A 22,297-nucleotide genomic window follows, 5' to 3' on the forward strand; every position below is an offset into this window, starting at 1 on the left:
TTCTTCGGTGGGTAATCTCAAATCGGGTATAAGATACCCATTTTCTTCGTGGTATGTGCCGCCTAACTGTTCAAATAATGATTTTGCCATTTTCTATTTCCTCCAGATATGATAGTCACTCCACATATTTGTGTCTGCTGTCTTAAACACAATTTTTGAGTTTTGTCCTTATCTGGTTTCATACTTTAATTACAGTTATCTGTAATTCTTTGACGTTAATTAAAGTTTCCTGCTTACACTTCGGGCAATAAAGGGGAAAATTCTTCAATTCGGTATTTTTCCGTATCTGTAATCTCGTCTTACTCTTACAAACAGGGCAACATATCCATATGTTTTCTTTCATCGACACCTCCCCCTTACTAATCTTCATTTCTTATTCTTTCTACTAAAGAAATGTTATTTTGCCTTTTTAGACAACCGAGAGAAATCAACATCGGAATACCTATCATACCGATAATATAAAGAACAACTGCAATAATTGGAAAATGATATTCCAAATAGGTTGCCGATTTTTGCATAAATGAAATAAAGGCAAATCCTGTTACCGTACCAAAAGTCAAGGTTATTAAAATATTCTGCAATGCAAAAAGAAAGCTTTCCCAAAATAGCATATTACGAACCTGTCGTTCTTCCATACCAATAGATTCCAACATAGATCCCCGGCAGAAACGCGCCCGCAAAGCCGCATATAGCAAGGCTCTTTTCGCCCCTACTGCGTAACATGAGGGCATAAAAAAAGCGGCGTTCCTGTTCTCCCTGTATAGGGATAGAGAAACGCCGCGTTTGCGTCGTATTCAGTTTTCATTTATTCTTTCTCAATGCTGTGTGCTGGTGGCTGGGCTGGCAGGGTTCCGGGCGGCATATCAAGGCTCTTTCCCTCAAAAGTAGTACTTCAAGTGTCCAGCCGTCGTCCAAATGCCGCGCAACTGGACGGCCCACAATGGCAACGCCCACGATTTCTTCACCGTTTGAAAGCCCGATTGAAAACTTGTGTCCGACAACCGGCCCGTGGTGTCGGTGCTTCTGCTCGACAAATGCGTTTGCTTCCTTTAATGTCATAGGGACGATTTCAAGCATTCCGCACCGCCGTTCCCGCTTCACGGAAAGAATCAAGCAGTAGTTTTATAAATATCCGAACCTCTGATTCGCCGTGAAGTGTTATACCCGCGCTTTCACCCATCGGCATTATTGTTATTGCTCCCGGCTCGTTCCCGCTTTCTATTGCATAGCGGAAAAGCGTCTTGGCCTTTTGCAACGCCTTTTCTTCCTCTGCGGTCAGCGGCCTTTCAACTTCCGCCGTGTCAAGATCGATCACGTGCGTTCCCATTCCTGCCGCTTGTCCTGCAGCAAGGGTCAGCCACCAGCCGGGGTTGCTGCGGAAATCCTCATTCGGGCAACGGTCACATTCCGGCTCAACGCACACGGAACAATACCGCTTGTGAAATTCTTCGTCCCACGGCCCCTCAATGCAGGGCAAGGACGCAAGGAACGTCGCCAGTGTTTCCGGGCTTTGCGTGATTCGTTCATATTCTGTCACTGTCAAAACCTCCTGTTTAGTTCTTGCGGGCCTATGCTCCCGCCGTTTCTGCCGCTTCCTCCACCGCGACGCGCCCGCGACGCTTGAAGTTCGCTTGTAACCTCTGCTGGGCAAGAACGGGGTTGTATGCGGGCCGCTGGTTGCGGTCAAGAATAACGGTCCCGCTTTCGTCCGTTTCTTCCCCGCGCTTCAATTCAAGGTAGATCGTTTTCACGCTCATTCTCAGCCGTTCTGCTATGTCCGCCGCCCGGTCATTTAACTGATACCACGCGGAAATCTGCTTTCGGTCTGCGAATGTCAAATATCTGTATTTCCGCAAGATTTCTCACCCCCGGTTCTGTTGTTCTCCTATTTCTTTGCAAAAAAATTAGGCTACACAGGCCGTTTGACCTTGTGTAACCTAATTGTAATGCTTGCCAAGGCAAACCTTGTCGCAAAAAACACTTGACAGCCTACAGAAGCTTTGGTATAATACTCAATACGTGAGCAAGACTCATTAGCTCAGTTGGCAGAGCACCTGACTTTTAATCAGGGTGTCCGGGGTTCAAATCCCCGATGGGTCACCACAAAACCCCTAGGAACTATGCGGTTTCGAGGGGTTTTTATTTTATAGCTTTAGTGAAAAAGCCCCCCCGGCTAAGAATCTTTGTTTCTAAAAATAAATGCTTCCGGACTTGGTGGGCTTTAATATGACAACCCACGATACGGCTCACCCTCCTAATTCCTACTTGCATTTTAGGCAGAGCGTGGTATAATTATCATGATGCAAAACGAACGCGATGGCTATGTTTTTCTTCGGTCATTGCAACGGAGGTTGGTTTTTATGATAGGCGGTATTACAGGCACCGGCCCCCTTTATGGGGCCAGGGCTGTTTACGGGGCAGCAGGGTATTCCCGGATGTATGGCGCGGGTATGGGCACAGGTGTTTTGCGAGGGCAGGCGGCTGCCCCGGAAACGCCTGTGCAGCCTGTTAAACCTGTACCCATTGCTACGGCCCGGGAGCTTCAGCCCGCTGTTTATAGCGAACGGTTGCCCAGCGAATTTTCCCAATATGCCATGCCTGTCCTGCCGGACAGCTATGCGGCAGAGCAGATGAACCGCGCCCGGGTGCAGTATCCCCAGGGCCAGGCTGCCAGCGGGGAAATCCAGGGGCAGGCAAATGCATCCAGCCAACTGCCTGGCTGGCCGGGCGCAAATGCTGCTGAGTCTCTGGTACGTATGCGCATCCAGTATGGGGCGGAAGAAGGGCAGGGCGTGGAAACCGGGGCTGTAGGCGCACAGGAAGCTTTGGAAGAAGGCAAGTGCGAAACCTGCGAAAAGCGCAAGTATCAGGATGGCTCGGATGATTCCAGCGTGTCCTACCAAACGCCCACCCGCATTGATCCGGATTTGGCGGCTTCCGCTGTGCGGGGTCACGAAATGGAGCATGTGTCCCACGAGCAGGCCAAAGCCCAGCGGGAGGACAGGAAGGTGGTCAGCCAGAGCGTGACGCTGCACACGGATATCTGCCCTGAGTGCGGCGAAACCTATGTTTCCGGCGGCACCACCCGCACTGTTACCAAGGCAAATCCTGAGGAGCCGGAGCAGCAGGAAGAGCAGGCCCAGGCTCCTGAGGCTGCATAAGGCGGATGGGCAAAAGATATAAGAAGCCGTACCAATAGGCCGTAGCGCAAATTTTTTCGGCAAATTTTACAAGCTTCTGTGTTGAAAATCCTCAACAGGCGGGAGCCTGTCTTGCGGGTTTCACCTTGAATCCTGTTAAAATTTGGCTCGAAAATCTTCAATCTTCGCACCAATTCTAATCGGTACAGCTTCTTAAAACGTAATGGTTTCAGGAAGGCGGCGTGGCTTTTGTCACGCCGTTTCCCCTATGGCATCAAACCAGCAGGGTGGGCGCCATGACAAAAAAGCAAAAAGGAGGCACGCGTATGTATCAGTTTAACCGCGAGGAATATGAAAAGCGCATGGCCTGGTATACGGAAGCCAGGTTTGGCATGTTTATCCACTGGGGGCTTTATGCCATCCCTGCCAGGGGCGAGTGGGTGCGTAGCGTGGAGGAAATCAAAAAAGAGGACTACATGCGGTATTTCCAGGAGTTCGATCCCGTAGACTATGAACCCCAGAAGTGGGCCAGGGCCGCAAAGGAGGCGGGGATGAAGTATATGGTGCTCACCTCCAAGCACCATGACGGTTTCTGCCTGTTCGACAGCCAGTATACGGACTTCAAGTCTACCAACACCAAATGCGGCAGGGATCTGGTGCGGGAATTTCTGGAGGCTGGCCGGGCCGAGGGCCTGAAGGTGGGGCTGTATTTCTCCCTTTTAGACTGGTATCACGATGACTACCCCCATTTTGGCGACCGGAACCATCCCATGCGCTTTAACCCGGAGTATCCCAACGAGGGCCGCAATTTTGACAACTACCTTACCTACATGCACAACCAGGTGCGGGAGCTGTGTACAAACTATGGGAAGCTGGACATCCTGTGGTTTGATTTCTCCTATGAGGACAAGTATAACGTCATGCGGGGGGAAAAGTGGCGCGCCACAGAGCTTGTGAACATGGTGCGCACGCTCCAGCCCGAGGTGATTATTGACAACCGCCTGGAGGTAAGCGGCGAGGGCTTTGGGTCTTTGTGGACAGGAGAGCCTGCTCCCTTCCACGGGGATTTTGTCAGCCCCGAGCAGATTATCCCGCCAAACGGCATTCAGGACAAAAACGGCCGGGACATGGTGTGGGAAGCCTGCGTTACCATGAACAACAACTGGGGATACTGCGCCAACGACCGCTTTTTCAAGCCTGCCCCCATGCTTATCAAGAAGCTGGTAGAGTGCGTCTCTAAGGGTGGCAACCTGCTTTTGAATGTAGGCCCGGACGCCAAAGGGAACATTCCGCCGGAATCTATGGGAATCCTCCGGGACATTGGCGCGTGGATGGGCAAGAACAGCGAGAGCATCTATGGCTGCGGCAAGGCTGGCATGGAAAAGCCGGACAGCGGCCGCGTCACCCGCAAGGGCAATACCCTCTACTACCATCTGTTTGAAAATACCATCGGCCCCATGCCCCTGCCCGGGATTTCCCCGGAACAGATTGACTGCGTGCGGATGCTGGAAACCGGGGCAGAGGTGCCTTTGTCCAATAGCTGGGTGCATAACGACTATGCCCACATGGCCTTTGCGGATTTAGGCCCTGATCCGGTGCTGCCTGACCCGGTGGACACTGTGCTGAAGGTGCAGTTGAAATGACGGGCCTTTCTAAGGAGTTTTGCGGCTTTGCCCAGAGCGCCTGGCAAGCCAGGGCTGAGCGCCTGGGGGCGCGGGCGGAGGGCTGGGAGCGGGAGATAGCTGCCGCTGGGAAAAACGCACCCCTTCTGCGCTATGTGCTTGGCACTTTGCCCCTGCCTGATTTAGGGGAGTATCCTGCGTCCCTTTTTGCAGGATTTGTCCGCCACGCCTGCCGGGTGCGGGAGGAGTTTTCCTGGTGCCGGGAGCTTCCGGAGCATTTGTTTCTCAAAGACGTGCTCTATCCCCGGATTAATACGGAGGAGCTTTCAGACTGCCGTCCCTTCTTTTATGAGGAACTGGCCCCCCGGGTGCGGGGCCTTTCCCTGGAGGAGGCCATTTTGGAGGCGAACCGCTGGTGCGCTGAACAGGTTACCTACCGTTCTACAGACAGCCGCACCTCTTCGCCCCTGGCTGTTTACCGCCGGGGCTGGGGGCGCTGCGGGGAGGAATCCACCTTCACGGTAACGGCCCTGCGCAGTATAGGCATTGCTGCCCGGCAGGTGTACGCTCCCTGGTGGAGCCACTGCGATGACAACCACGCCTGGGCAGAGGCCTGGGACGGGAAGTCGTGGCGGTATTTAGGGGCCTGCGAACCGGAACCGGAGCTGGACAGGGGCTGGTTTACCGGGGCGGCGGCCCGGGCCATGCTTATACACACCCGGTCTTTCACAGGGGAACTGCCTGCCCCGCCATGGCTTTATCCCGGCATAGATCCGCTGGACTTGGACGTGCGGGAGGGTGTATGCTATGAAACCCTTACATCCCGGTATGCCCCTGTGGAGGCCTGCACCGTTACAGTGCGGGAGGCAGGCGGCGCCCCGGTAAAGGGCGCGCGCCTCACCTTTTCCCTGCTGAACATGGCGGCTTACCGGCCCATTGCCGGCCGGATAACTGACAGTGAGGGCCGAGCCTGCCTGCACTTGGGGCTGGGATGCGTATATGTGACGGCAGAGAAGGAGGGGCGGGCAGCAGAGGTGTTATGGGACACTGCCCGCGCCCAGACGCTGGTGCTGGAGCTGCCCTCATCTCCAGGCCTTTCTGCCCAAACACCTGGGGATTTCCGGTTTACAGCCCCAGCCGCCCCGGAAACCTTCCCAGCGCCCTTAACCCCAGAGCAGAAAGCAGCCCGGCAGGCTGTGCTGGAACAGGCGGAGGCTTCCCGCAGGGAAAAGCAGGCTGTGCGGCGGGAAGAGGGGGAGAAGGCTTTAGGCCTCGCAGAACGGGTGCTTGCCCTTCTGCCCCGAAAGGACAGGGCCGACGGCGTGCCCCCAGAGGTAATAGCTGATTGCGCCCATGCCCTCCGGTGGGAAAAGGACTTTCCTTTGGAGGTGTTCAATCAGGCGCTGCTTTGCCCCCGCATAGGGCTGGAGCCTTTAAGGGCCTGGCGGGAGGATGTTTCTCCGGAACAGCAAATGGCGGCCTGCTGGCGGGCAGATCCCAAGAAAGCGTGGCAGTGGGTGGGGGAGCACATTTCCCAGGCAGAAACCTATGGAGAACTGCCCCAAAGCCCTTACAGCGCCCTGAAGCTGGAAGCGGCAGGGGAGCAGGGCAGGCAGGTTCTGTTTTGCGGGATGTGCCGGGCCTTAGGCATACCCGCCCGGCTTTCCCCTTTGGACGGCGTGCCGGAATATTGGCAGGACGGCGGCTTTTGCCGGGTGGAAAAACCGGAAGAGGCCTGCCTGCGCCTGGTAAACCCGGAAAACCGCCCTGCCCTGTGGGGACAGGGGTATACCCTTGCCCGCTGGGAAGGAGGGGTCTGGCAGGTTCTTTCCACCGGGCATATACGCGCCGGGGAAAGCCTGTCCCTAAAGCTTTCCCCAGGATTTTACCGCCTGCTGACTGTCCTGCGTTTGCCCTGCGGGGATCAACTGGCTAGGCAGGAGGATGTCTGCCTGGCCGCAGGCGATAGCCGGGAGGTTTCCCTCTGCTTCCCCCAGGCGCAGCGAAGCCAGCTTTTGCAGAGCCTGCCCCTGCCGCCTTTTTTCCTTACAGATAAAAAGGGTCAGGCCCGTTCCAGCAGGGAGGTGTTGGCAGAGGCTCCTGTCAGCCTGCTCTGCTGGCTGGAACCAGGCCGGGAACCGACGGAACATTTATTGCTGGAACTGAAGGACGCGGCGGCAGGCTTTGAGGAGCGCCGGGACTTCTGCCAGGTTTATTTGATAACGCCCCCTGGCGCGCGGGAAGATCCCGCCCTGCTGCAGGTGATGGAGGCGCTGCCCCAGGCACAGCTTTGGCAGGCCGACATGGGGGAGGTGCCGGCCCTTGCCCGCCAGCTCTTTACAGACCCGGAGCGCCTGCCTTTAGTATTGCTGGCAGATTCCCAGGGGCGGGGGCTTTATGCCTGCAGCGGGTACAATGTGGGGGTGGCGGCGCTGCTGCTGCGGCTTTTAGAGAAAAACAGTTGACTGAGGGCCTGTTTAAAAATCGCAGATACTGCCTTTTTGCCCAAGCTAGAAGGATTTCTGTGTCAAAAATTCAGCGCCTTCTCTGTTCTCAGACAGACTCTAGCCTAAAACTTGAAATTTTTGGCTTGCAGGCTATCCCCAGCGTCCCGCCCGCAAACCAGGGGGCTTTGCCCCCTGCGCCTGGCCTTTGGCTTGGCGGCCCGCCGTAGGCGGCGGGCGTTTGCGGACAAGGACGCTGGGGCGGGCGGCAGGCCGGACAGGAGGAAGAACCTATGGAAAACGACATGATCACTTTGCTGAAAACCCGCCGCAGCGTGCGGAAATACCGCCCGGAGCCGGTGGAAAAGGAAAAGGTGGACGCTGTTTTGGAGGCGGGCACCTATGCCCCTTCCGGCATGAATAAGCAGACCGCCACCATTGTGGCAGTGGAAAATCCGGAGGATCGCAGGGCGGTGCAGGAGCTTAACTGTAAGGCCCGGGGAGGCGCAGGCGATCCCTATTACGGCGCGCCGGCCATCCTCCTAGTGCTGGGGGATCCCCGGAATTCCAACACCTGGGTGGAGGACGGATCCTGCGTGCTGTCCGCTATGATGCATGCTGCCCACGCGCTGGGCGTTTCTACCTGCTGGATACACGGGGAACGGGAGATGTTCCGTCTGCCAGAAGGCAAGGCGCTGCTGCGCAAATGGGGCCTGCCGGAGGGGCTGGAAGGCGTAGGCTCCCTTGCAGTGGGTTATGGGGACGGCCCTGCCCCGGAGGCAAAGCCCCGCAAAGCGGGATATATTGTAAAAGTATAATTGCAGGCCGTCCGGCGGGAAGCCCGCTGGGCGGTTTTTCTGTGCCGAAAATCACTGTTCATATTTTTTAGCTTGTATTTTTTGCCATATACAGATATAATAAAACAATATGGGGTTCCATGGCATGTGCGCTGTGGATGGGAATCCCCTGAAGCAAAAATAAGGAATGGTACTTCACATGGGATATAAACGGTATACCGCACTGCTTTTAGCTTTGGTTCTTCTGATGGCCAGCCTTGCTGGCTGCGCCCCGGAGGAGGAAGATTTTCCCGTTTCCAGCGGGCCGCAGGTTACGCTGGAAAACACAGGGGAGGCGGCTGGGCTTAAAATGGCCTACACCCAGTTGGACGAAGCCTATCAGAAGGCACTGGAGGAGATTATTGAGAAATACCGGGCAGATTTCCCTGAAACGGAAATCATCCTTGTGCCCTGCGATACAGAGCAGCAGGCAGAGGAGCTGCTGCGCACCGGGAAAGCGGATCTGGTGCAGGTGGACAGCGGCAGCCAGCCTGCTTTGGCAGGGGAAGGGCTGTTGTGGAATTTTTATCCCTACCTGCAGGTGTGGCGGGAGGAATATGGCCTGACAAATGCCGCAAGGCAGGCGGTGTATTCCATGGGCGCCCGGCAGGCGTACATTATGCCGGCGGATTTCCGCCAGGAGGTCATGTTTTATCGGGCCGACTGGCTAGACGCCTATAATGAAACCCAGGAGCAGGAAGAGGACAAGCTCTGGTGCCGCACCTGGGGGCAGATCTCCGCTGTGAGAGAGAAGCTGGGAGAAAAGGGAAGGCTGGCTATTGCGGGAAAAGACAGGCTGGGAGATTATTTTGACACCATTATGTGGAGCCGCGCAGGCCGGGGCGCCATGATAAACCCTGCCGCCGGATACTTTGCCGCAGGCATGGACGAGGGGGACACCCTGTTTGCCACCCAGGCGGCAGAGCTTGCCTCAGAGCGGATTTACCTGACCATGAACGAGGACGTGCTGCCAGGCAGTGTGGACTGGACAGAGGAGGAGGCCCTTTCCGCCTTTAAAAACGGAGAGGCCTGCATGCTGCTGGCAGACAGCTCCCATACGGCGGAGCTGCGGGAGGCCCTGCCCCAAGGGGCGCTGGGGGTGGAAGGCTTTACCCGGTGCGACAATAACCGTTCTGTGTTTTCCGCCGGATTCTGGGGCTGGGGCATCAGCGAAAACAGCGGGAACCGGGAAACTGCCATCCATTTTCTCACGTATCTTGCCAATGCGGACAACAACACCCATATCGCCAAGGCAGCGGGCACCCTGCCCCTGCACGGGGAAGGCCTGGAGATGGAGCCTTCCTTAAAGGAGGGGGAGCGGGCCGTTGAAATGCGCATGTGCCAGTTGGGCAATGAATATCAGTATGCCTGCCGCCCGGACATGTACCGGGAAGAAAGCCAGGCCTTTGAGGAGGAGTATCGCCGGCTGTTAAAAGCGTTTTTACAGGATGAGATTACACAGGAAGAGATGTTGTCCCAGTTAAACGGCTTCTGGCAGCAGGTATACCTGGAGCAGCCCAACACCTGGGAACTGAAAGAACCGGAAGAAGATGAGGACGAGGAGAGCGGGAACGAGTAAACCCGCTGAGCATGATTATATAAACAGGAGGAAGCCTTATGCAGGTGAAACTGCTTGCCTATACCCCAAGCCCGGAGGCCACTGTGGCCTGTGCCGCCAAGCTGTGTTATGCCCAGGCGGACATCAGCACAGTGCAAAAAGGGCTTACGCCGGAAAAAACCGCCTCTTTTTTGGAGATGCTCTCTGAAATTGGCCATGAAAGCCCTATTGAGCACGCAAGCTTCACCTTTGGCATTGAGGGGGTGTCCCGCTCTTTGCTGGCCCAGATTACCCGCCACAGGATTGCTTCCTACAGCGTGCAGAGCCAGCGCTATGTAAAAGAGGACAGCTTTGAGTTTGTGCTGCCGCCGGAGATAGAAGCCTTGCCCGAGGCGAAAGAGGAATTCCTGCGGGCCATGGAGGAGGATGCCCGGCATTACGAGCGTCTTGCCGCCCTTTTGCAGGAAAAGCATTATGAGGCCTTTCTGCGGGAAGGGGAGGAGCCTAAGGCCGCTGCCCGGAAGGCGGAGAAAAAGGCCATTGAGGACGCGCGCTTCGTGCTGCCAAATGCCTGCGCTACCAAGCTTATCTGCACCATGAACGCCCGATCCCTTTTGAATTTTTTCACCCACCGCTGCTGCAACCGGGCACAGTGGGAAATCCGCGGGCTGGCAGTGGAAATGCTCCGCCAGGCGCGGGAAGCGGCTCCCCATATCTTTGAAAAGGCAGGCCCGCCCTGCCTGCGAGGAAGCTGCCCGGAGGGGAAAATGTCCTGCGGGCAGGCGGCGCAGGTGCGGGAGAAATTTTCCAGCCTGTAGGGCCGGCATATTGCATGGGGAGGAGAAACAGATATGGGCCTGATTGTACTGGAGGGCTTGGACGGCAGCGGCAAGGCCACCCAGGCGGAGTTGCTCCATAAAGCTTTGGAAAAGCGGCTGGGGCAGGTGCGAAAGGTGGATTTCCCGGACTATGCTTCCCCTTCCTCGGCTTTGGTGAAAATGTATTTAAACGGGGATTTCGGCAGGGAGCCTGGAGACGTGAACGCCTATGCCGCCAGCTCCTTTTACGCGGTAGACCGCTTTGCAAGCTTTCGCCGGGTGTGGGGGGAGGACTACCGCCGGGGGGTGCCCGTCCTCTGCGACCGCTACGCCACCTCCAACCTGATTTACCAGCTTGTAAAGCTGCCCCGGGAGGAATGGGAGGGCTTCATAGCCTGGGCGGAGGACTTTGAATATGGCAGGCTGGGCCTGCCCCGCCCGGACAGGGTGATTTACCTTGCGATGCCTGTGGAGGTTTCCCAAAAGCTCTTAGCAGCGCGCTATGCGGAAAAGGGCGGGAAAAAGGACATCCATGAGAACCATCTGGCGTTTCTAAAGGCCTGCGCCCAAAGCGCCGCTTTTGTGGCGGAGAAGCAGGGCTGGGCCGTTATCCCCTGCGGTAGGGAGGGAAAGCCCCTGCCCCGGGAGGAGATACACCGGCAGGTGCTGGAAAAGGCGCTGGAAGCGCTATGAGTTGGCAGAAAGGAGAAAAGCTTTATGGTATATGTGTTTTTGGCGGAGGGCTTTGAACTGGTAGAGGCTTTGGCGCCTGTGGACATCCTGCGCAGGGCCGGGGCGGAGGTGCAGCTTGTGGGCGTGGAAGGCCGGGAGGTTGCCGCGTCCAATGGGGTGACGGTGCGGACGGACTGCACCGCCCAGGAGATTTCCCGGGAAAACCTTGTGGGTATGGTACTGCCCGGAGGCCTGCCCGGCACCCTGAACCTGGAAAAATCCCCCATTGTCCAGGAGACGCTGGACTATTGCGTAAAGGAAGGGAAGCTTATCGGGGCCATCTGCGCCGCCCCCTCCATCCTTGCCCACAAGGGGCTTTTAAAGGGCAGGGAGGCTACGGCCTTCCCCAAGTTCCAGCAGGACTTGATAGAAGGGGGCGCGTCCCTCAGCAAGGAATATGTCTGCCAGGACGGGCAGTTTATCACAGGGCGGGGCATGGGCGTTTCCACGGAATTCGGCCTTGCGCTGGCAGCGGCCCTGGTTTCCCCGGAAAAGGCGGAGGAGATAAAGGCCTCCATCCAGAAGCCCTGACCCATGGGCCTTCAGGAGGAAAAAGCAGCCCTGCGCCGGGCGCTTTTGGAAAAGCGGGCGGCCCTGCCGGATAAGGAAGGAAAGAGCCGGGCTATCTGCCGGTGGATTTTGGCTATGCCCCAATGGCGGCAGGCTGAAAGGGTGTTTCTCTACCTCAGCGCCAGGGGCGAGCCGGACACAGGGATGCTGATAGAGGCCGCCTGGGAGCAGGGCAAGGAGGTGCTGGCCCCGGCGTGCGGCGAAGGGGAGGGGGAAATGGCTTTTTTCCCCTTTGAAAGCTTTCGGGATCTGCGCCCCGGCAAATGGGGCATACTGGAACCGGAGTCCCGGGCGCGCGTACCCGGAAAAGGGCCGGGATTGTGCCTTGTGCCGGGCCTTGCTTTTGACAGGCAGGGGAACCGGCTGGGCTATGGAAAGGGCTATTACGACCGCTTCCTGGCGGCGGGAATGGAATCGGTGGGGCTGTGTTATGGGGAACTGCTTTTTGACAGCCTCCCTGCTGGAAGCCATGACAGGAAGGTTGGCTTTACAGCCACTGAGGCAGGCGTGTCCGCCTGCATTGGAAAAAGGCGTATGGCGTGAAAAATATCAAAGAAAGGAACGATACCGGGCATAAAAGGCCGCTTTTCATGGCTTTTTGTGTAAATCCTGTATCGCATGGCAACTGCTATGAACGAAAGACCGGATCAGAACAGAAGAACCTCAGGGGAACCCAGGGCCACAGGCAGCTTTAAGGTGAATATTGACCAGCGGGATCTGATGACTGGCAGCGTGGAACCGCCCGACCGCCGCAACCGGCGGCAGGAGCCTTACGGAGAGCCGCCTGCCTCTGCCCGGGCCTATCTCACCGAGGAGGAGCGCAAGCAGGAAAAGAAGGCCCACCGCAAGCGCAACCGTATTAAGGCCAGGAAGAACAAGCGCATTTTTGCCTTTATGTGGCTGTGCATGGTGCTTTTAACAGCCTTTACCCTGGCAAGCTACCTTATCAGTGGCTCTAACGATTTCTTCGCCGTAGGCCGCAATGAGGGCACCACCCAGGTGGAAATTCCGGAAAGCGGGATGGACATTGATGCTTTGGCGGAAATCCTGGCCAAAAGCGGGGCCATTGACAAGCCGGAGTTTTTCTCCCTGTACTGCAAGGTGAAGAAGGAAGAGCCGAAGTATTTCGTGCCGGGCGTCCACCATGTTGAAACAAACCTGGACTATGAGGATTTGATAAACACCCTGCAGACCAGGCAGGACACCCACGGCGACGAGGTGTCTGTCACCATCCCCGAAGGCTATAATGCCTTGGAGATAGCCCAGCTTCTGGAGGAAAAGAATGTCTGCACAGGCCAGGAGTTCCTGGACGCGCTGAACAACAAGGACTTTTCAAATTATGAGGTCATCGCTGCCATGAACAGCGAAGGCCGGTATTATAAGCTGGAAGGCTACCTGTTCCCCGACACGTATAATTTCTATGAGGGGGAAGAGCTGGAGTCTGTTATCGGCAAGATGATTAACAACTTCCAGAACCGCATCTCCAGCCAGACCTGGAACATGGGGGAGGAGCGGGGCATGACCAAGGATCAGGTGGTAATCCTGGCCTCTATCATCCAGGCGGAGGCGGCTGACACCTCGGATATGTTCAATGTTTCGTCTGTCCTCCACAACCGCCTTGACTTTGGCGCGGAGTATGACATCTACCGTTTGGAATGCGACTCCACCATGCATTACCCGTACCGCAACGCAGGGGCTATCCCTGAGTCGGGGGCGCTTCCCAACGCAGGCTACAGCACCTATGAGCTGGACGGCCTGCCGCCCGGGCCAATCTGCAACCCTGGGGCGGAAGCTATCCTGGCGGCAGTGCGCCCCAATGAAAGCAGCTATCTGTACTTCTGCCATGCCGATGACGGCACAGCCTACTATGCCACCAATTCCTGGGAGCATGAAGAAAACCTGTATGCTGCCGGGCTGATGGATTAGTCTGGTATGGGAGGGACGCTTATGCCAACTATAAGGCCCAAGCCGGAGCTTCTGGCCCCTGCGGGGGACATGGAGCGCCTGACGGCCGCTGTGGAATATGGGGCCGACGCCGTTTATCTGGCAGGGAAAAGCTTTGGTATGCGGGCCGCACCCCAGAACTTTGACGAGGAAGGAATCCGGCAGGCGGTGAAGCTTTGCCACAGCCGGGGGGTGCGGGTGTATGTCACCTGCAACACCCTGCCCCGCAATGAAGAACTGCCTGCCCTCATCCCTTTCCTGCGCCGCTGCCAGGAAGAAGGGGTGGACGCCTTTATTATTTCCGATCTGGGGGTGCTGGCCCTGGCCCGGGAGCACGCCCCACTGGTGCAGCGCCATATCTCCACCCAGACGGGCATTGTCAATTATGCCGCCGCCAAGGCCTGCTATGATTTAGGGGCCAGCCGGGTGGTGCTGGCCCGGGAGGTACCTCTCAGCGAAATAAAGGGCATCCGGGAGAACACCCCCCCGGAATTGGAGCTGGAGGCTTTTGCCCACGGATCTATGTGCGTGTCTTTTTCCGGGCGGTGCCTTTTATCCAACTATATGACGGGCCGGGACGCCAACCGGGGGGCATGCGCCCAGCCCTGCCGCTGGGAATACACCCTTATCGAAAAAGAGCGGCCCCGGCAGGAATTTACCCTTATCCAGGAGGAAAAGGGCGCCTATGTATTTAACTCCAACGATATGCGGATGATAGAGCACATCCCCGCCATGATGGACGCGGGGGTGCATAGCCTGAAGCTGGAGGGCCGGGCAAAATCTGCCTACTATGTGGCCTGCGTTACAGCGGCCTACCGCCGGGCTATTGATTTCTTCCATGAGCACCCGGAAAAGCCCCTGCCCCCGGAGATTCTGGAGGAGACGGAAAAAATCAGCCACAGGGCTTATTCCCCGGGGTTTTACTTTGGGGGCCAGCCAGGCCAGACCACAGACCGCAGCCAGTACACCCGGAAATATGAGGTGGCGGCTGTGTGCCTGGGCCGGGAAGGGGAGTATCTCCGCCTTGCCCAGCGCAACCGCTTTTTCAGGGGGGATACAGCGGACATCCTCCAGCCGGGAAAGGCAAGCATCACAGCGCCCCTTGGGGAAATTTTCAACGAGGACTGGGAGCCTATGAAATCAGCCCCCCACGCGGAGATGACAGTCTACTGGAAAACAGATGTGGAAGCAGCCCCCGGGGCATACCTGCGCATTCAAAAAACATAGGGAGAAAGGCCGGGCACAGTGCCCGGCCTTTTCATGTTTTGCGGGCAGGGGGCATATCCATAGCGTATACAGCCAAAAGAAAGGATGAACCCTATGAAACGAAAACCCCTGTGCGCCCTGCTGATTTCCTCCCTGCTTTTCTGCTGGATTCTGGCCCTGCCCGCCCAAGCCGACGAGCTTACAGTCACCGCCCCTTCTGTGGTGCTGATGGAAGTCTCTACAGGCCAGGTGCTGTTTGAGAAAGAGAGCCATGCTGTGCGGCCCTGTGCCTCCATCACCAAAGTGATGACCCTGTGCCTGACCTTTGAAGCCATCCAGGCCGGCAAGCTGAATCTTACGGACACCCTCACCGCCTCTGCCCACGCGGCCTCCATGGGCGGCTCTGACATCTGGCTGAAGGAGGGGGAGCAGATGACTGTGGACGACTTGATAAAGGCCACTGTGATTATGAGCGCCAACGACGCCGCCGTTGTCCTGGCGGAAAACGTGGCAGGCAGCGAAGAAGCCTTTGTGCAGAAGATGAACGAGAAGGCCCAGGCCTTGGGCATGGCGGATACGGTTTTTAAAAACTGCAACGGCCTGGACGAGGAGGGCCACGTTACCAGCGCCCATGATGTAGCCCTGATGAGCCGGGAGCTTTTAAAATACCCCAAGATACAGGACTATACCCTTACCTGGATTGACTATGTCCGGGGCGGGTCCACCCAGCTTGTAAACACCAACAAGCTTATCCGCAGCTATAACGGCATCACAGGCCTGAAAACCGGCACAACCTCCCAGGCGGGAAGCTGCATCACCGCAACAGCGGAACGGGACGGGCTGGGGCTTATTGCTGTGGTGCTGGGGGCGGATTCCACGGACAACCGCTTTGCGGACGCCCGCGCCCTCCTGGATTACGGCTTTGGGGGCTGGTCTGTCACGATCCCGGAAGCCCCGGCCCTGGAGCCTGCCCCGGTTGCCGGCGGCATGGCCCCCACTGTGGCGGTGAAGGCAGGGAAAAGTCCGAAAATTTTGATGAAAGCGGCAGATTCCCAGTCTGTCCAGCAGGAGGTGCAAATGCAGGCGGATATTGCGGCCCCCATCCAGAAGGGGGATGTGCTGGGGCAGGTGGTGTATTCTTCCTCTGGGAAAACCCTGGCCCAGGTGCCCATCACAGCCGCTGAGGACGTGGAGGCCATCACGTTTGGATCTGCCTTCCGCTATTTGCTGGGGGCTTTCTTCTCCCTGTAAGGCTGCTTTTAGGGGCCTGCTCCAGGCCCTTGGAAAACTTTTTATGAAGATTGGCGAAAGCAACTTGCAAAACGCGCCGGTTTATTGTAGAATAGAAACACAAAGAAAGACTGCCGCCTTTCCCGGAAGCTCCGGACAGGGCGGGCAGGTTGTGAAAGGGCCGTTGTGCCGGCGGGAAGGCCTCCCGTGAGGCGGAAGCGGCGGAAGAAAAATATCCGGGCCGGGTTTTTTGCCCAGGCCGGAGAAAAGGGGTTTTTACTATGCCGTTGAAATTGCAAGACGGGTATTTAAAGGGCTTTGTGGCCCAGCACGAGTATCAGGCCATGGAGCCGCAGGTTAAAGCCGCTCATGAGACGCTTCATGCCGGAACCGGCATGGGCAGCGATTTCCTGGGCTGGGTCACCCTGCCTGAGGACTATGACAAGGAAGAGTTCAGCAGAATCAAGGCCGCTGCCGCCCGGGTGAAGGAAAATTCGGACGTATTCGTGGTTATCGGTATTGGCGGCTCCTACCTGGGCGCCAGGGCTGCTATTGAGTTTTTAAAGTCAGACCGCTATAATGACATGAAAAAGGATACGCCGGATATTTATTTCACAGGCAACAGCATCAGCTCCACTGCTTTGCAGGAGCTTGTTTCCATCTGCGAAGGCCGCGACGTTTCCATCAACATGATTTCCAAGTCCGGCACCACCACCGAGCCTGCTATCGCTTTCCGGGTGTTCCGGGAGCTTTTAGAGAAAAAATATGGCAAGGAGGGCGCAAAGGAGCGCATTTTCTGCACCACCGACAAGCAGAAGGGCACCTTGAAGCAGCTTGCTGACAGGGAAGGCTATGAAACCTTTGTGGTGCCTGACAATGTAGGCGGACGCTTCTCCGTGCTGACCGCTGTGGGCCTTTTGCCCATTGCTGTGGCAGGCGGGGATATTGACGCCCTGATGGCAGGCGCGGCTAAGGCAATGCAGCTTTACAGCGATCCTGACCTTGAGAAGAACGACTGCTACAAATACGCCGCTATCCGCAACATGCTGTACCGCAAGGGGAAGTCTACGGAAATTATGGTAAGCTATGAGCCTTGCTACACCATGATGAACGAGTGGTGGAAGCAGCTTTATGGCGAAAGCGAGGGCAAAGACCAGAAGGGCCTGTTCCCGGCCTCTGTGGTGTTCTCCACTGACCTGCACTCTTTGGGCCAATTCATCCAGGACGGTTCCCGCACTATGTTTGAAACGGTGGTGCTGATTGATAAGCCCAAATATGAAGTGGCTCTGGGCAACGACCCGGAGAACGTGGACGGCCTGAACTATCTGGAGGGCCGCACAATGGCCTTTATCAACGAGAAGGCCTTTGAGGGCACAGTGCTTGCCCACAACGACGGCGGCGTGCCCAATATCGTGCTGCACGTGCCTGACTTTTCTGAGGACAGCCTGGGCCAGGTTATCTATTTCTTTGAAAAGGCCTGCGCCATTTCCGGCTATATGCTGGGGGTAAACCCCTTTGACCAGCCCGGCGTGGAAAGCTACAAGAAGAATATGTTCGCCCTTTTGGGCAAGCCCGGCTATGAGGATCAAAAGGCTGCGCTGGAAGCCCGCTTAAACGGTTAAGGCTACAGCCGTGAGTTGTGCGGTATTGCCTTAAGGTACAGGAAGCTGCCGCGCCGGGGCGTCGGTACAAAAGCCCCCTGCGGAATTAAAATAAAGGAGAGTTGACTATATGGTTACACTTTTAACAGGTAAGAAGGGTTCCGGCAAGACAAAAAAGCTTATTGAACTGGCTAAGGAGGCTGTGGAGAAGTCCAACGGCAATGTGGTGCTCATTGAAAAGGGCCAGAAGCTTACCTACAACCTGCCCTATTCCGTCCGCCTGGTGGACTCCGATGCCTATGACGTGAAGGGCGCTGACGCGCTGCTGGGCTTTATCAGCGGTATCTGCGCAGGCAACTATGATGTTACCGACGTGTTCGTAGATTCCACCCTGAAAATAACCGGCACTGGCGCCGAGGTTACCGAAGCCCTGGTAGCGGAGCTGAAAAAGCTCAGCGCTGCCGCAGAAACCAACTTCGTTCTCTCTATCTCCGCCGGGGAAGAGGAAATCCCCGCCTCTGTGCAGGAGTTTGTGCTGAAATAAACTGCGCTGGGAAACAGCCGCCGCAAAGCCTCCTCAAAAGGCCTGCGGCGGTTTTTCGGTTCCCTTCCAAGCGACGTCTGTTCACACGCGGGTTTTCGGCTCAGTGCGGCGGCTCCTGCATTACAAAATTTTGGAGTGGGGAAAGCGCATCCTCCATTTTTTGCCTTTTAGAAAACACCTGTATATGGTGCCCTGCGGAAAAAAACCTCCAACCTCTGGCAAAAAGCGCTTGACAAACCCTGCGCCGCTTATTATAATATAGCAGTACGGTATGCGGGGATTTGTGCCCTATTGGCAGGAAAGGAAAAGGCCGTAGTTGTGATCATCGATCTGAAACGTTTTTTTCAAGCAGACGGGCTTTCGGAAAGCTTTTCCCACGAGCTGGATTTGTCCGGTATGGAATTGGGCGGTGTCAAGCCGTTTTGTGCGCCGGTAAAGACCAGTAGCAGGCTTACAGCTTTTGGCGGTTCCGTGTTGCTGCAGGCAGAGGCAGCGTATACGCTTACCATGCCTTGTGACAGATGCTTTGAAACTGTAAGCCGCACCTGCATGCCCTGTTTTTCCCATACGCTGGTGCAGGAGCTTTCTTCCCAGGAGGAAGATGGCGACTGGATACTGGTGCCGGATGGGAAACTTGACCTGGACGGGCTTTTGCAGGAGGATATCCTGCTGGATCTGCCAGTCAAGTTCCTGTGCCGGGAGGATTGCAAAGGGCTGTGCCCCACCTGCGGGCAAAATCTCAATGAAGGCAGTTGCGGCTGTACCCAGCGGGAGGTAGATCCCAGGCTGGCAGTTTTGCAAAGGCTGCTGTAAATGCCGGAAAATGAAAAAAGTAAGGGACAAGGGGTTATCCCCAGTCTCAGCAGTATAAGGAGGAGGTGTATCTCATGGCAGTACCCAAAGGAAAAGTATCCAGCGCAAGACAGAACAAGCGGCGTTCCAACGTGTGGAAGCTTCAGGCTCCCGCTCTGATGAAATGCCCCCAGTGCGGAGATTACAAGGCACCTCACAGAGTATGCGGCAACTGCGGCTATTATAACGGCCGGGTGGTTGTGAAGAAGGATGCCTGATGGCGCGGAATACAGAATGGTAAAAAAGGAGGGAACGCGGTGGCGCTCCCTCTTTTCTTGATTATGCATCCCGGGAGGGCAGGATATGGCAGTTACCATAACAGGGGTGGAGCCTCACAGCAGGGCGGAGCGCATAGGCATCCGCCCAGGGGACAGCCTGGTGTCTATTAACGGGCACGGGATTATAGATGTGCTGGACTACCGCTTTTTCGAGACAGAGCGAGAGCTGCGCCTGGAACTGGAGCGGGAGGGGAACCCCTATACCCTGGAGCTGGCAAAGCCCCAGTATGCGGAATTGGGCCTGGAGTTTGCCACCTATCTGATGGACGAGCAGCGCTCCTGCCGGAATAAGTGCATTTTTTGTTTTATCGACCAGCTTCCGCCGGGTATGCGGGAGACTCTGTATTTCAAGGATGACGACGACCGCCTGTCCTTCCTCTTTGGGAATTATGTCACCCTGACCAACATGGACGATCGGGAGGTTGACCGCATTCTGCAAATGCACATCAGCCCCATCAATGTTTCTGTCCACACCATGAATCCAGAGCTGCGGTGCAAAATGATGCAGAACCGCTTTGCAGGGGACTCCCTCCGGCACTTATACAGGATGGCGGAAGGCGGTGTGAAGCTGAACTGCCAGATTGTGCTGTGCCCGGGGGTAAACGACGGGGAGCATCTTGCCTATACCCTGGAAAAATTATGGGGCTTAGGGGAAAGCCTCTTGAGCGTGGCCTGTGTGCCGGTAGGGCTGACACGCTTCCGGGAGGGCCTTTTCCCCCTGCAGCCCTTTGACCGGGAATCTGCCCGGGCGGCCCTGGACATACTGGAAGAATACGGGGAAAAATTCCGGAGGGAAAGGGGCAGCCGCACCGTATACCCCTCGGACGAGTTTTATTTAATTGCCCAGCGTCCCCTGCCGCCTCTGGAATTTTATGAGGATCTGCCCCAGATAGAAAACGGCGTGGGGATGCTCCGGGACTTAGAGGATGCCTTCCTCTGGGCGCTGGAGGACTGTGTCCTGCCGGAAAAGCCCCGCCGGGTAACCATCCCCACCGGAGAAGGGGTGTTCCCCTTTCTCAATTCCATGCTGGACGCTTTGCGTGCAAAGAGCAGCGCCCTGCAAATAGATCTGGTGCCTGTCCGCAATGATTTCTTCGGCGGTACGGTGGACGTGACGGGCCTGCTCACCGGGCAGGACATTGTGAAGGCCCTGAAGGGCCGGGAGCTGGGGGATGAAATCCTGCTGGCGGGGAACATGATGAAGGCCGGAGAGGATATCTTTCTGGACGATATGACGCTGGAGGAGCTGTCCCAGGCCCTCCATACCCCGGCCCGGCGGGTGCCCAACACAGGAGACGCGCTGCTTATGGCTATCCTGGGCGAGGAAACGCCGGGGCATGACGGGCAGAACCCCTATGAGGGCAGCGGCAGCGCAACGCTGCACCTATGACGCGGCAGCGTAACGCTGCACCTGTGGCGCGGGGAACGTGCCATGGGCAACAGATTCTCGCGTGTTCAGGGGCTTCCCGGCAGAATCCTAAAGTTTTTTAAAGATGCTTAAGATGCTTTTTTTCAAAAAAGCATCTTAAGCCAGGAGTTTGAGGGCGGCGCCCTCAACAGGGAAAGGAAGGTGTGCAGTTATGGCAAAGCCGATTGTAGCCATCGTGGGCAGGCCCAATGTGGGGAAGTCCACGCTGTTTAATAAAATTGTGGGGAAGAGGCTCTCCATAGTGGAGGACACTCCCGGCGTTACCCGGGACAGAGTGTTCGGGGATACGGAGTGGTGCGGCAAGGCCTTTTCTATGGTAGACACCGGGGGCATAGAGCCTGCCTCCAAGGATGTGCTGCTGACCCAAATGCGGGAGCAGGCGCAGATTGCCATCGACTCAGCCTCTGCCATCATCTTTGTGACAGATGTGCGCACAGGGGTGACGGCTACAGACGCGGACGTGGGGGATATGCTGCAGAAAAGTGGTATCCCTGTGGTGCTGTGCGTCAATAAATGCGACAGCGTTGGAGAGCCGCCTGTGGAGTTTTATGAGTTTTACAACCTGGGGCTGGGGGATCCGGTTATGGTTTCCTCTGTCCATGGCCATGGCACAGGGGATCTGCTGGACAGGGTGTGCGAAAACCTGCCGGAAACTGTGGAAGAGGACGAGGAAGGCGATATTGTCAAGGTGGCGGTTATCGGCAAGCCCAACGTGGGCAAATCCTCTTTGGTAAATAAGGTTTCGGGAGAGAACCGCTGCATTGTTTCCGACATGGCGGGCACCACCCGGGACGCAGTGGACACCACCATCCAGAACCAGTTTGGCACCTTTACCTTTATCGACACAGCCGGGCTGCGCCGGAAATCCAAGGTGGAGGACGCCATCGAGCATTACAGCAACCTGCGGGCGGAAATGGCGGTGGAGCGGGCCGATGTGTGCCTCATCCTTATTGATGCCCAGGTGGGCTTTACAGAGCAGGACTCCAAGGTGGCGGGCATCGCCCACGAGGCAGGCAAGGCCTGCATTGTCTGCGTGAACAAATGGGACGCGGTGGAAAAGGATGACAAGACCATGGGGGAGATGCGCCAGAAGCTGGAACAGGACTTTTCCTTCATGTCTTATGCCCCCATCCTGTTCATCTCTGCTAAAACAGGCCAGCGGCTTGACAAAATGTTTGCTTTGATTAAGGCCGCGGCAGCGAACAACGCCATGCGGGTGCCCACAGGGGTGCTCAACGACATCCTGGCCCAGGCGACCGCCCGGGTGCAGCCTCCCACGGACAAGGGCAAGCGCCTGAAAATTTTCTATATGACCCAGGCCTCCACCAAACCGCCTACCTTTGTCTGCTTTGTCAATGACCATGAGCTGTTCCATTTCTCCTACCAGCGATATCTGGAAAACCGTATCCGGGAAACCTTTGGCCTGGAGGGCACGCCCATCCGGCTTGTGGTGCGGGAGCGGGGAGAGCAAAAATAACGAAGGGATGCGAGAC

General features: G+C 56.6%; 23 protein-coding genes and 1 tRNA gene. 19 read left to right on the top strand and 5 right to left on the bottom strand.

Annotation, left to right across the window (positions count from 1 at the left end; genetic code table 11):
- Positions 1-178 precede the first annotated feature (178 nt).
- From D1841_RS12025 to D1841_RS12045, 5 genes are all read right to left on the bottom strand, one after another.
- On the bottom strand, positions 179-343 hold the full coding sequence (locus D1841_RS12025; protein ID WP_160643355.1) for a cysteine-rich KTR domain-containing protein: 165 nt from the start codon (positions 341-343) through the stop codon (positions 179-181).
- 16 nt (positions 344-359) lie between these two features.
- The gene (locus tag D1841_RS12030) at positions 360-731 is read right to left on the bottom strand and encodes an FtsX-like permease family protein (protein WP_347563999.1); all 372 of its coding nucleotides are present in this window, start codon (positions 729-731) and stop codon (positions 360-362) included.
- A 70-nt stretch (positions 732-801) separates the two neighbouring features.
- A complete protein-coding gene (locus tag D1841_RS12035) occupies positions 802-1,077 on the bottom strand; it encodes an XF1762 family protein (RefSeq protein WP_371721843.1) in 276 nt (91 codons plus the stop codon).
- Positions 1,070-1,537: a hypothetical protein gene (locus D1841_RS12040; RefSeq protein WP_160643357.1), complete on the bottom strand. Its 468-nt coding sequence runs from the start codon at positions 1,535-1,537 to the stop codon at positions 1,070-1,072. Before D1841_RS12040 ends, D1841_RS12035 begins: the two co-directional genes overlap by 8 nt.
- Before the next feature lie 31 nt (positions 1,538-1,568).
- Positions 1,569-1,856, bottom strand: coding sequence for a helix-turn-helix domain-containing protein (locus D1841_RS12045; RefSeq protein ID WP_201751303.1), 288 nt, complete (start codon positions 1,854-1,856; stop codon positions 1,569-1,571).
- Positions 1,857-2,027: 171 nt separating this feature from the next.
- Between D1841_RS12045 and D1841_RS12050 the strand changes: the two genes are divergently transcribed.
- From D1841_RS12050 to der, 19 genes are all read left to right on the top strand, one after another.
- Positions 2,028-2,103: transfer RNA gene (locus D1841_RS12050), tRNA-Lys, on the top strand.
- A 257-nt stretch (positions 2,104-2,360) separates the two neighbouring features.
- Positions 2,361-3,161 (top strand): hypothetical protein, encoded by an 801-nt coding sequence (locus D1841_RS12055; RefSeq protein WP_160643360.1) that lies wholly within the window; start codon positions 2,361-2,363, stop codon positions 3,159-3,161.
- Between the two features lie 275 nt (positions 3,162-3,436).
- On the top strand, positions 3,437-4,783 hold the full coding sequence (locus D1841_RS12060; protein WP_160643362.1) for an alpha-L-fucosidase: 1,347 nt from the start codon (positions 3,437-3,439) through the stop codon (positions 4,781-4,783).
- Positions 4,780-7,227, top strand: coding sequence for a transglutaminase domain-containing protein (locus D1841_RS12065; RefSeq protein WP_160643364.1), 2,448 nt, complete (start codon positions 4,780-4,782; stop codon positions 7,225-7,227). Before D1841_RS12060 ends, D1841_RS12065 begins: the two co-directional genes overlap by 4 nt.
- Before the next feature lie 272 nt (positions 7,228-7,499).
- The gene (locus D1841_RS12070; RefSeq protein WP_160643366.1) at positions 7,500-8,024 is read left to right on the top strand and encodes a nitroreductase; all 525 of its coding nucleotides are present in this window, start codon (positions 7,500-7,502) and stop codon (positions 8,022-8,024) included.
- Between the two features lie 178 nt (positions 8,025-8,202).
- Entirely contained in the window at positions 8,203-9,621 is a 1,419-nt protein-coding gene (locus D1841_RS12075; protein WP_160643368.1) for an extracellular solute-binding protein, read from the top strand.
- 38 nt (positions 9,622-9,659) lie between these two features.
- The gene (gene thyX, locus D1841_RS12080; protein ID WP_160643370.1) at positions 9,660-10,418 is read left to right on the top strand and encodes an FAD-dependent thymidylate synthase; all 759 of its coding nucleotides are present in this window, start codon (positions 9,660-9,662) and stop codon (positions 10,416-10,418) included.
- 33 nt (positions 10,419-10,451) lie between these two features.
- Complete coding sequence (locus D1841_RS12085; RefSeq protein WP_160643372.1) at positions 10,452-11,111, top strand: thymidylate kinase; 660 nt, start codon at positions 10,452-10,454, stop codon at positions 11,109-11,111.
- A gap of 24 nt (positions 11,112-11,135) precedes the next feature.
- Positions 11,136-11,681 carry a DJ-1 family glyoxalase III gene (locus D1841_RS12090; RefSeq protein WP_160643374.1) on the top strand — a complete coding sequence of 182 codons (546 nt, stop codon included), beginning with the start codon at positions 11,136-11,138 and terminating at the stop codon, positions 11,679-11,681.
- Positions 11,682-11,684: 3 nt separating this feature from the next.
- Positions 11,685-12,263 carry a 5-formyltetrahydrofolate cyclo-ligase gene (locus D1841_RS12095; protein ID WP_160643376.1) on the top strand — a complete coding sequence of 193 codons (579 nt, stop codon included), beginning with the start codon at positions 11,685-11,687 and terminating at the stop codon, positions 12,261-12,263.
- Between the two features lie 87 nt (positions 12,264-12,350).
- Positions 12,351-13,646: an endolytic transglycosylase MltG gene (mltG, locus tag D1841_RS12100; RefSeq protein WP_160643379.1), complete on the top strand. Its 1,296-nt coding sequence runs from the start codon at positions 12,351-12,353 to the stop codon at positions 13,644-13,646.
- Positions 13,647-13,667: 21 nt separating this feature from the next.
- Positions 13,668-14,891, top strand: coding sequence for a U32 family peptidase (locus D1841_RS12105; RefSeq protein ID WP_160643381.1), 1,224 nt, complete (start codon positions 13,668-13,670; stop codon positions 14,889-14,891).
- Positions 14,892-14,984: 93 nt separating this feature from the next.
- The gene (locus D1841_RS12110) at positions 14,985-16,121 is read left to right on the top strand and encodes a D-alanyl-D-alanine carboxypeptidase family protein (protein ID WP_237076331.1); all 1,137 of its coding nucleotides are present in this window, start codon (positions 14,985-14,987) and stop codon (positions 16,119-16,121) included.
- A 260-nt stretch (positions 16,122-16,381) separates the two neighbouring features.
- Entirely contained in the window at positions 16,382-17,722 is a 1,341-nt protein-coding gene (locus D1841_RS12115; protein WP_160643385.1) for a glucose-6-phosphate isomerase, read from the top strand.
- Positions 17,723-17,831: 109 nt separating this feature from the next.
- Positions 17,832-18,245, top strand: a complete 414-nt coding sequence (locus tag D1841_RS12120) for a hypothetical protein (protein ID WP_160643387.1) — start codon at positions 17,832-17,834, stop codon at positions 18,243-18,245.
- A 291-nt stretch (positions 18,246-18,536) separates the two neighbouring features.
- Positions 18,537-19,058 carry a DUF177 domain-containing protein gene (locus tag D1841_RS12125; RefSeq protein ID WP_161880029.1) on the top strand — a complete coding sequence of 174 codons (522 nt, stop codon included), beginning with the start codon at positions 18,537-18,539 and terminating at the stop codon, positions 19,056-19,058.
- 74 nt (positions 19,059-19,132) lie between these two features.
- Positions 19,133-19,315: a 50S ribosomal protein L32 gene (rpmF, locus tag D1841_RS12130; RefSeq protein ID WP_160643391.1), complete on the top strand. Its 183-nt coding sequence runs from the start codon at positions 19,133-19,135 to the stop codon at positions 19,313-19,315.
- An 85-nt stretch (positions 19,316-19,400) separates the two neighbouring features.
- Positions 19,401-20,765: a DUF512 domain-containing protein gene (locus tag D1841_RS12135; protein WP_160643393.1), complete on the top strand. Its 1,365-nt coding sequence runs from the start codon at positions 19,401-19,403 to the stop codon at positions 20,763-20,765.
- A 190-nt stretch (positions 20,766-20,955) separates the two neighbouring features.
- Entirely contained in the window at positions 20,956-22,281 is a 1,326-nt protein-coding gene (gene der / locus D1841_RS12140; protein WP_160643395.1) for a ribosome biogenesis GTPase Der, read from the top strand.
- The last annotated feature ends 16 nt before the right edge of the window (positions 22,282-22,297 follow it).

This window comes from Neglectibacter sp. X4, from assembly GCF_009917365.1.
GTDB lineage: Bacteria > Bacillota > Clostridia > Oscillospirales > Acutalibacteraceae > Acutalibacter.

Coding starts and splice junctions, on each gene's coding strand:
- D1841_RS12030 (WP_347563999.1), bottom strand. CDS start 731: ATGCCCTCATGTTACGCAGTAGGGGCGAAAAGAGCCTTGCTATATGCG.
- D1841_RS12090 (WP_160643374.1), top strand. CDS start 11,136: ATGGTATATGTGTTTTTGGCGGAGGGCTTTGAACTGGTAGAGGCTTTG.
- mltG (WP_160643379.1), top strand. CDS start 12,351: ATGAACGAAAGACCGGATCAGAACAGAAGAACCTCAGGGGAACCCAGG.
- D1841_RS12060 (WP_160643362.1), top strand. CDS start 3,437: ATGACAAAAAAGCAAAAAGGAGGCACGCGTATGTATCAGTTTAACCGC.
- D1841_RS12105 (WP_160643381.1), top strand. CDS start 13,668: ATGCCAACTATAAGGCCCAAGCCGGAGCTTCTGGCCCCTGCGGGGGAC.
- D1841_RS12110 (WP_237076331.1), top strand. CDS start 14,985: ATGAAACGAAAACCCCTGTGCGCCCTGCTGATTTCCTCCCTGCTTTTC.
- der (WP_160643395.1), top strand. CDS start 20,956: ATGGCAAAGCCGATTGTAGCCATCGTGGGCAGGCCCAATGTGGGGAAG.
- D1841_RS12035 (WP_371721843.1), bottom strand. CDS start 1,077: ATGCTTGAAATCGTCCCTATGACATTAAAGGAAGCAAACGCATTTGTC.
- D1841_RS12115 (WP_160643385.1), top strand. CDS start 16,382: ATGCCGTTGAAATTGCAAGACGGGTATTTAAAGGGCTTTGTGGCCCAG.
- D1841_RS12065 (WP_160643364.1), top strand. CDS start 4,780: ATGACGGGCCTTTCTAAGGAGTTTTGCGGCTTTGCCCAGAGCGCCTGG.
- D1841_RS12085 (WP_160643372.1), top strand. CDS start 10,452: ATGGGCCTGATTGTACTGGAGGGCTTGGACGGCAGCGGCAAGGCCACC.
- D1841_RS12025 (WP_160643355.1), bottom strand. CDS start 343: ATGAAAGAAAACATATGGATATGTTGCCCTGTTTGTAAGAGTAAGACG.
- D1841_RS12135 (WP_160643393.1), top strand. CDS start 19,401: ATGGCAGTTACCATAACAGGGGTGGAGCCTCACAGCAGGGCGGAGCGC.
- thyX (WP_160643370.1), top strand. CDS start 9,660: ATGCAGGTGAAACTGCTTGCCTATACCCCAAGCCCGGAGGCCACTGTG.
- D1841_RS12070 (WP_160643366.1), top strand. CDS start 7,500: ATGGAAAACGACATGATCACTTTGCTGAAAACCCGCCGCAGCGTGCGG.
- D1841_RS12055 (WP_160643360.1), top strand. CDS start 2,361: ATGATAGGCGGTATTACAGGCACCGGCCCCCTTTATGGGGCCAGGGCT.
- rpmF (WP_160643391.1), top strand. CDS start 19,133: ATGGCAGTACCCAAAGGAAAAGTATCCAGCGCAAGACAGAACAAGCGG.
- D1841_RS12075 (WP_160643368.1), top strand. CDS start 8,203: ATGGGATATAAACGGTATACCGCACTGCTTTTAGCTTTGGTTCTTCTG.
- D1841_RS12120 (WP_160643387.1), top strand. CDS start 17,832: ATGGTTACACTTTTAACAGGTAAGAAGGGTTCCGGCAAGACAAAAAAG.
- D1841_RS12095 (WP_160643376.1), top strand. CDS start 11,685: ATGGGCCTTCAGGAGGAAAAAGCAGCCCTGCGCCGGGCGCTTTTGGAA.